1 pseudogene is annotated in these 275 nt (G+C 69.5%); it reads left to right on the top strand.

What is annotated here, in order from left to right:
• A pseudogene (locus E0702_RS17265) lies at nucleotides 1–275 on the top strand (hypothetical protein); the annotation flags it as partial.

Genomic DNA, 275 nt, shown 5'->3' with positions numbered 1-275 from the left:
GAACCAGAACATCGGGCGCAAGATCGACGAGCTGGTGGTGCGGGTCGGCGACACGCTGCTGCTCGAAGGCGCGCCCGAGGACATCAAGCGCCTCGCCGAAGAAATGGCGCTGGTCGATGTCGCGCGCCCTTCCGCCCGGGCCTTCCGCCGCGGCCATGCGCCGGTGGCGATCGGCGCCATGGGCGGCATCGTGGTTTTGGCGGCGCTTGGCGTCGCGCCGATCCTCGCGCTGGCGGTGATTGCCGTGGCGGTGGTGCTCTTTACCCGCTGTATTG

Source organism: Halomonas marinisediminis (genome assembly GCF_004347715.1).
In the GTDB taxonomy this organism is placed as follows: Bacteria; Pseudomonadota; Gammaproteobacteria; order Pseudomonadales; family Halomonadaceae; genus Halomonas; species Halomonas icarae.
Note: the sequence above shows the minus strand (reverse complement) of the source record. Positions and strands in the feature narration are given on the sequence as shown.